Annotated in this window: 7 protein-coding genes and 1 pseudogene; 5 read left to right on the top strand and 3 right to left on the bottom strand. The window is 43.8% G+C overall.

What is annotated here, in order from left to right; genetic code table 11:
- The first annotated feature begins 351 nt into the window (after positions 1-351).
- The 4 genes from ACP45E_RS17140 to ACP45E_RS17125 all read left to right on the top strand — a co-directional run bounded on the left by ACP45E_RS17140 (position 352) and on the right by ACP45E_RS17125 (position 3,199).
- Positions 352-1,530 (top strand): YcbX family protein, encoded by a 1,179-nt coding sequence (locus ACP45E_RS17140; RefSeq protein ID WP_017037453.1) that lies wholly within the window; start codon positions 352-354, stop codon positions 1,528-1,530.
- A 110-nt stretch (positions 1,531-1,640) separates the two neighbouring features.
- Positions 1,641-2,030, top strand: coding sequence for a hypothetical protein (locus ACP45E_RS17135; RefSeq protein ID WP_241824334.1), 390 nt, complete (start codon positions 1,641-1,643; stop codon positions 2,028-2,030).
- 39 nt (positions 2,031-2,069) lie between these two features.
- Positions 2,070-2,366 (top strand): Dabb family protein, encoded by a 297-nt coding sequence (locus ACP45E_RS17130; RefSeq protein ID WP_017037451.1) that lies wholly within the window; start codon positions 2,070-2,072, stop codon positions 2,364-2,366.
- A gap of 203 nt (positions 2,367-2,569) precedes the next feature.
- Positions 2,570-3,199, top strand: coding sequence for a LysE family translocator (locus tag ACP45E_RS17125; protein WP_017033481.1), 630 nt, complete (start codon positions 2,570-2,572; stop codon positions 3,197-3,199).
- 30 nt (positions 3,200-3,229) lie between these two features.
- On the opposite strand, the gene ACP45E_RS17120 is transcribed toward ACP45E_RS17125, so the two are convergent.
- A complete protein-coding gene (locus tag ACP45E_RS17120) occupies positions 3,230-4,126 on the bottom strand; it encodes a DMT family transporter (RefSeq protein WP_017037450.1) in 897 nt (298 codons plus the stop codon).
- A 99-nt stretch (positions 4,127-4,225) separates the two neighbouring features.
- Between ACP45E_RS17120 and ACP45E_RS17115 the strand changes: the two genes are divergently transcribed.
- Positions 4,226-5,020, top strand: a complete 795-nt coding sequence (locus ACP45E_RS17115) for an AraC family transcriptional regulator (protein ID WP_017033483.1) — start codon at positions 4,226-4,228, stop codon at positions 5,018-5,020.
- Between the two features lie 53 nt (positions 5,021-5,073).
- Here ACP45E_RS17115 and ACP45E_RS17110 read toward each other — a convergent pair whose 3' ends face one another.
- Together ACP45E_RS17110 and ACP45E_RS17105 are read right to left on the bottom strand one after the other, a co-directional pair.
- Positions 5,074-5,955, bottom strand: a complete 882-nt coding sequence (locus tag ACP45E_RS17110) for a DMT family transporter (RefSeq protein ID WP_017037449.1) — start codon at positions 5,953-5,955, stop codon at positions 5,074-5,076.
- A 101-nt stretch (positions 5,956-6,056) separates the two neighbouring features.
- A pseudogene (locus ACP45E_RS17105) lies at positions 6,057-6,683 on the bottom strand (MFS transporter); the annotation flags it as partial.

Raw genomic sequence — 6,683 nt, 5'->3', positions numbered from 1 at the left:
GGCTGATATCGCGAACCGTGTCGGCAAGAACGTCGCCATCGCGAAGATGAACGTGCCAGTCGTCAGGACGAGTGATAGTAATTGTTGTCATTGAAAAGCTCCCACCAATGAGTTGTTGAGTGATTGGAGCCCAAACGGAACAACGAACGCAAACGCTTCCGTCTAGGCGACAGGATGATAGTGGAAAAGTGGATGTATTTCACGTTTTTTCTCAATGTTATTCGTTATTTGAGTCTATTCAGAGATGATAGTCGTTGTTTGGTAGGCGACTATGTCGTTATACTTTGCATCGCCGTTACGTCATCATAAATACCCTGAGTTCGGGGTAATCAAAACAACTAAAGGTAGTCCATGTCACTTGCTCATCTTTCTCAAATTAACGTTTATCCCGTCAAATCCGTTGGGGGAGTCACCCTATCCAGCGCTTGGGTCGAGTTACAAGGGCTAAGTTTTGACCGTCGTTTTATGCTTGCTATGGCTGATGGAAGTATGGTGACGGCAAGGAAACACCCTCAAATGGTGAAAGTCAAAGCCAGCTTATTGCCGCACGGATTTGTCTTTACCGCAGAGGGCAAAGAGCCACTAAAAATCAGTTATGCGGAGTTTAAAAAGCAAGAAACACCGGCAACGGTTTGGAAAGACAATTTCACCGCGTACACCACCACCGATAAAGCGAACGATTGGTTTAGTGACATTATTGGGCAACATGTCGAGCTATTATATTGCGGTGAGCAGTCTAATCGTGTGCGTAAAAAAATAGGGCACAACGTGAGCTTTGCGGATGGGTATCCGGTGTTATTGATCAGTCAAGCGTCTTTAGATGAGTTAAATAGGCGCAGTTCTGAAGTGCATTCAATGACTCAATTTCGTACCAATCTAGTTATTAGCGGTACGGAGCCTTTTGCTGAAGATTGTTGGAAAACGATACGCATTGGTGAAGTAGTCTTTGATATTGTTAAGCCTTGTGAACGTTGTATTTTAACTACGGTAGACACTAAAAAAGGCACATTCAGAATCTCTAAAGAGCCGCTTAAAACGCTCATGACCTTTAGGGCCGATGAACAAGGCGGTGTCTTCTTTGGCCAAAATTTGGTCGCAAGAAATGAAGGTGTGATCACCGCTAGCGACCGTGTTGAAGTATTAGAGTACCAGGAGCGCCAAGACTATGCGGATAGAGCGCCAGCGAAGCGAGAAAAGGTTGCAGATGAACTCGATCTCGATGATGAATTCGATCTAGACGATGAGTTGTTTCAAGCGAAAGTACCTGAATTTAAGTCGTTAACATTGACGGTCAATGGAAAGAGTTTTGTTGGCAACAACCAGCAAACGTTACTTGAGCAAGCAGAAGATGCAGGCTTAAAGATAGCCAGTAAATGTCGCGTGGGTCTATGTGGTGCGTGTAAAGTCTCTGTCGAGTCGGGTAAAGTCGAACACGCCGATGTCCCCGTATTAAAGCTGAGTAAAGGCCTGGATAATATTGCATTTGCGTGTTCTTGTGTTCCACAAACCCATTGTGAAATCATCAGTTAACTGATGAGTCTGGCTTGGCTAGGATACCCACAAAGGACAGTTCCATTTAATTATTGGTTGCAGAGAAAGAGTTTGATATACAGTATAAAAACACCCAAGTAGGCATTGCGATGCTCATTATTATGGGGCTGGTACTCGCTTTATTGGCCTTTGCTTCGTATACAAAACCGGACGAATCGATCGGGTTTGTTTTTGTCATCATTGGCATAGTAACACTTCTTTTTTCATCGTTGACAATACAGATAGAAGGGACCCAAATTCTTTGGTTTTTTGGTCCTAAGTTTTGGACAAAATCATTAGAACTTTCAGATGTTCTAGCAGTGAAGAAAATTAAAACCAAGTGGTACAGTGGCATTGGTATTCGTTTAACCTCAACAGGCTGGTTATATAACGTATCAGGTTTGTCCGCTGTTGAGCTTAAGCTTAAAAACGGCACGACAGTCAGCTTAGGTACGAATGATCCCGATAACTTAATGAATGCCATTGAAAATCGGCGCTAACAAGCTTTAAACCGGGTGTTATACGCTAGGAGGAAATGGATGATTAGACACATCTTGCTGATTAAATTTAAAGATTCATCGCCATGTTCAGAAATCGAAAAACTTAAGGGTTTGTTTGAATCGATGCCTGAAAAAGTAGAGGGTGTCGTATCCGTAGAATGGGGTATTAACGATAGTCCCGAAGACAAGAATAAGGGGTATACTCATTCAGTGATGATGACGTTTGCTGATGAAGTGGGGCGTCAAAACTACCTTCCACATGCCGAGCATGAAGCGTTGAAGCAAGTGTTTAGGCCGTTGTTAGAAGATATCGTTGTTTTTGACTACACGTTCTAAATTTGTTCTCGCCGAAAAAATGCCACTAAAAAAACACGTTGCCAGACACTCAACACATGGCGTTTTTTTTGGATTGGAACTGGACTTGGATTTGTTATTGTGGCCGTTTGAGGCCAAGGAATCATGAAATAAGGATTCAAGTGGAACCGAGCGTTCGCCGCTATCGTGTTTTTTATTATCGTATTTTTAATTGAGGTATTTAAATGGATCTTATACAAGGCTTAATTTTAATTTCATCGATTCACTTGCTAGCAGCAGCATCACCTGGGCCAGACTTTGTCCTCGTTTCACAACAAACATTATCAAATGGCAAAAAAGCAGGGTTGATGTGCAGCATTGGCATAGCATTAGGCCTGTCTATTCATATTACGTATTCTGCTTTTGGCCTAGCAACGGTAATTGCGAATTCATCTAATGCGCTTTGGGCCATTAAAATACTGGGCGGAGGTTATCTAATTTATCTGGGTATTAACGGGCTTAAAGCAAAAGCAACGAATTCGATGGAAGTGGATGCCACTCCTCCTGCTACCTATTCAGCAAGGAAAAGTATTGGTGTTGGTTTTCTGTGTAATGCCTTAAATCCGAAAGCGCCGATCTACTTTGTTTCGCTATTTACTGTCGTACTCTCTCCGGATATGCCTGCCTACCAAATCGCTATTTATGGCGCGTGGATCATGATGATTCAATTTGCCTGGTTTTCCTTGCTAGTTGGTATTCTCTCAAGACCTGCTATTAACCGCCGCTTTAAACAGTATGGGCATTGGATCGACCGTGTTTTAGGTGGTGCAATGGTCGCGTTAGGCATTAAGGTTATCGCGACTCGTTCAAGTTAATCGGGTATTCGTGTTTAAAGGGTTATTGCTTTAGGGCACGGCCGGGCCACTCACTGCAATAGATTTGTTACGCCTCTTAACCTGCGAAAGGATGACCCCTGCAATCACCATTAGCCCACCGACTAAGTGGTAGCTGTGAATGTTTTCATTAAGAAGCCAGGTGGCCAGGCCCACTGAAATGACCGGCATCAAATTCATGAACATGGCACTTGAATCTGCACCAATGATGTCAATGGATTTTATCCACATCCATGGGGCCAAAATAGACGCTGCGATTGCGGCATAAGCGATCAACGGTAAAGATTCCTGTGTAGGCAGCAATTGTTCGCTGGTTAGCCAAAGTGGCGTTAACATCATCACGGCAAAGATCCCCTGACAATATATCAGTGTTGTGCTGCGAAAAGGCATTTTCCAACGCTTAAGCAGAACACAATAAGTGGCGTAAATGACGGCGGCAATGATCATCAACCCATCACCTTGGGTAATATCCTGATGCAAGAAAAACCCGATATCACCATGGCCCAACATAAAAGTGAGCCCCGTTAGCGAGATAATTCCGCCGACAATACTGATCATTGAGATGGATTTACCAAGTAATGGAACACTGATAAAGACAGAAATAAGTGGGACCAACGAGATAATCAACGACATATTCGACGCCGTAGTCGTGAGTCCTGCGTAGTAGCCGAGCGATTGATTGAGCACCATGCCGAGTAGTGATAACAATGCGAGTTTTGGGAGATAGGGCTTGATGGTATTCCATTGACGGACCACTGCTGGCAAGCAAAAAGGTGTCATTAAAAGCATGGCGAAGAACCAGCGATAAAAGCTCATGGCGCTCGGTTCAATGGCGGTTGCAGCCATCTTGTTGATAATCGAGTTACCACCCCAGATCAACACAGTTAAAAGTGGAAGTAAGTACACCATGTGAGCTCCATCGCATTATAGCCAGTGGAAACCAGTGTGTCAGGTCTGTATGATTGTATGTATCTTCAAAAAGACAACTGGCGTTATAGGAAGACAAGATTGAAAAAAACAGCTCGAATACTTCATCAATCCTTATCTATTGTTCGGGCACCATCCGATGTGTTTATGAATTTTGAAGCGTTTCTGTCTAACACAGAAACACGTGTTCATAGCCACCCATGGGGTCAGGTACAATTGATCAGTGGCGGTATTTTAGAAATGGAAGCGGAAGGCACTCGTTTTCTGGCTCCGCCTCATCTTGCTATTTGGGTGCCTGCAGGGGCCGAGCATTGCAGCTATAATCGCAAACCATTGGAATATTGCTCGTTAAATGTCGCCCATGAGCTGACCGATGGCTTTCCAAAATCCACCAGCTTGATCAAAGTAACGCCCATCGTTTCCTCGATCATCGATGATTTTCGTCAACGTAGTGTTAACGTTGCAGAGTCAGAGCAAGATAAGCGATTGATTCAAGTTCTACTCGATCAACTGGCTACTGAAGAAACGGAACGGCATTTTTTACCTACCTCAACGAATAAGTACTTATCGACTATTTTAGATTCTGTTGAACACAACCCAACCGATACTACTTCGTTGGGGCAATGGGCGGAAAGAGTGCATACCACAGAGCGAACATTGGCTCGCCATTGCCAATCTGAGCTTGGGATGAGTTTTACAGAATGGCGCCTAAGGGTGAGGTATTTGTATTCAATGGACCTGTTGAGAAAAGGACATTCCGTTAAAGAAGTCGCGCTAACATTAGGGTACAACCAAGCCAGCCCTTATATATCGATGTTTAAGAAATACTCGGGCCAAACCCCTGAACAGTACAAAAATCGATTGCTCGCTCTTTAATATAGCAGTTTACAGAGGAGTGCGAGATGTACTGAGCTGGTGGTGCATTCAGCTTACTGCCACATCACTAGGACCGCAGCGACAGAAATCAAGATGAGTGCTGCAAGATCTTTGCGAGCAATGCGTTGCCCTAACCAGAAGTACGATATCAGAATCATAAAGACCACCTCGACTTGCCCTAGCGTCTTAACGTAAGGCACCGCTTGAAGTGACATCGCACTAAACCACCCAAGAGAGCCAATAACACTCGCTAGGCTCGTCATTACCACCAACTTTGATTTCTTGAACATCTGCCTTAACGTGTCTCGCTCTCTAAAGAAAAGAAACGTACAGATAATCACTGTCTGAAGTGTAATAACCAGAAATAGCACCCAAGCTGCACTGTGAGGGAAGGGCAGTCCTATACTCAAGCTTGCTTCACGTACCCAAAGCGATGTTAAAGCAAATGCGGTGCTGCAAGTCATACCTAAGAAAAAGACCTTAGGAGATAAGCTTCGCCAGCCAGAAGAGCTACTCATTATGAGCACGCCTAACGTACCAATAAGAACCCCTACCCAGCCTGTGATCGTTAAAGCGGTACCAAAAAAAAGCACAGAAAGCACAGCAGAAACGGGGGCTTCACACTTGGCAAGCCCCGCTCCTATCGCATAATTTTCTAGCTTAAAGAGCATGACCATTAAGCCGGTCGCGATGATCTGCATAATGGCAGCTGCAATAATGTAGAAAACAAACTCGCCCGAGACGTTAGGTGCGGATACAGGTTGCCATTGATAGAGTGCACAGAGGTAAATAAGCGCGATCGGGCCTGCCCAAATAAAACGAGCCAGCGTCACACCGGCCACACTCATTGTGCCACTTAGTTTGCTTTGAAATGCGTTGCGCCAAGATTGGCTGAAAGCAGCAAGCAGAGTAAAAGCGATCCAACCAAATGACATAATGCTTCCGTGTGTTAAGTAAATTAATTGATGATGTTAACAAAAAATAGGGCGATAAGATTCTACTTTGCTTCAGTTGTTATTCGACACAATCAGGAGTCTCAAAAAATAGCCGTCTTTCTGTTCTTGAAATAGAACAGCGCACTGATTGAAATGAACAATAAGGTGAAGTAATAAAAAAACGAAGACAGTGAAGCCAAGAAATCGAGGTTCTGTTCAATTTCTTGTGTGGTGTAGTTCTGAGATACCAATTTATAGTAGTAAGCATATAAAATACCGATAGAGCCGTATCCGAGGTTAAACATCAACCCCTTGAAGCTGAGAACAGTGGCTCTGTTGTGTGATTCGGTCTTTTTATTGAGATGATAACTAATAAAAATGTTCATTGTCATGATGATAAAAATCAACACCAGTGCCGGAATTACCCCGTAGATCGACCAGCCCAAACTGATCCAATAATAGGTTGCCATGGTCGCTAACCCCATGAACACAATGAAGGATTTTGGCGGCATGCTTTCCGCTAACTTGCGGCTTTGTCCAGCAAGTATGATTTTAAGTAGACTGATCCCAGCACCGATAAGCCCGAAATAGATAATCGGAATATTAATGGCGAGATAGTATTGGCTATTCATGGTCAGGAACATTCTCGAGGTATGTTCAAATAAGCTGTAGTAGAGCAATATGAAGAGCACATAGGGCGTAGCAAACACCCACTTAGCCGTAATGGC

Origin of the sequence: Vibrio genomosp. F10 str. 9ZD137, from assembly GCF_049974785.1 — a bacterium.
Lineage (GTDB): Bacteria > Pseudomonadota > Gammaproteobacteria > Enterobacterales > Vibrionaceae > Vibrio.
Note: the sequence above shows the minus strand (reverse complement) of the source record. Positions and strands in the feature narration are given on the sequence as shown.

Coding starts and splice junctions, on each gene's coding strand:
- ACP45E_RS17140 (WP_017037453.1), top strand. CDS start 352: ATGTCACTTGCTCATCTTTCTCAAATTAACGTTTATCCCGTCAAATCC.
- ACP45E_RS17135 (WP_241824334.1), top strand. CDS start 1,641: ATGCTCATTATTATGGGGCTGGTACTCGCTTTATTGGCCTTTGCTTCG.
- ACP45E_RS17130 (WP_017037451.1), top strand. CDS start 2,070: ATGATTAGACACATCTTGCTGATTAAATTTAAAGATTCATCGCCATGT.
- ACP45E_RS17125 (WP_017033481.1), top strand. CDS start 2,570: ATGGATCTTATACAAGGCTTAATTTTAATTTCATCGATTCACTTGCTA.
- ACP45E_RS17120 (WP_017037450.1), bottom strand. CDS start 4,126: ATGGTGTACTTACTTCCACTTTTAACTGTGTTGATCTGGGGTGGTAAC.
- ACP45E_RS17110 (WP_017037449.1), bottom strand. CDS start 5,955: ATGTCATTTGGTTGGATCGCTTTTACTCTGCTTGCTGCTTTCAGCCAA.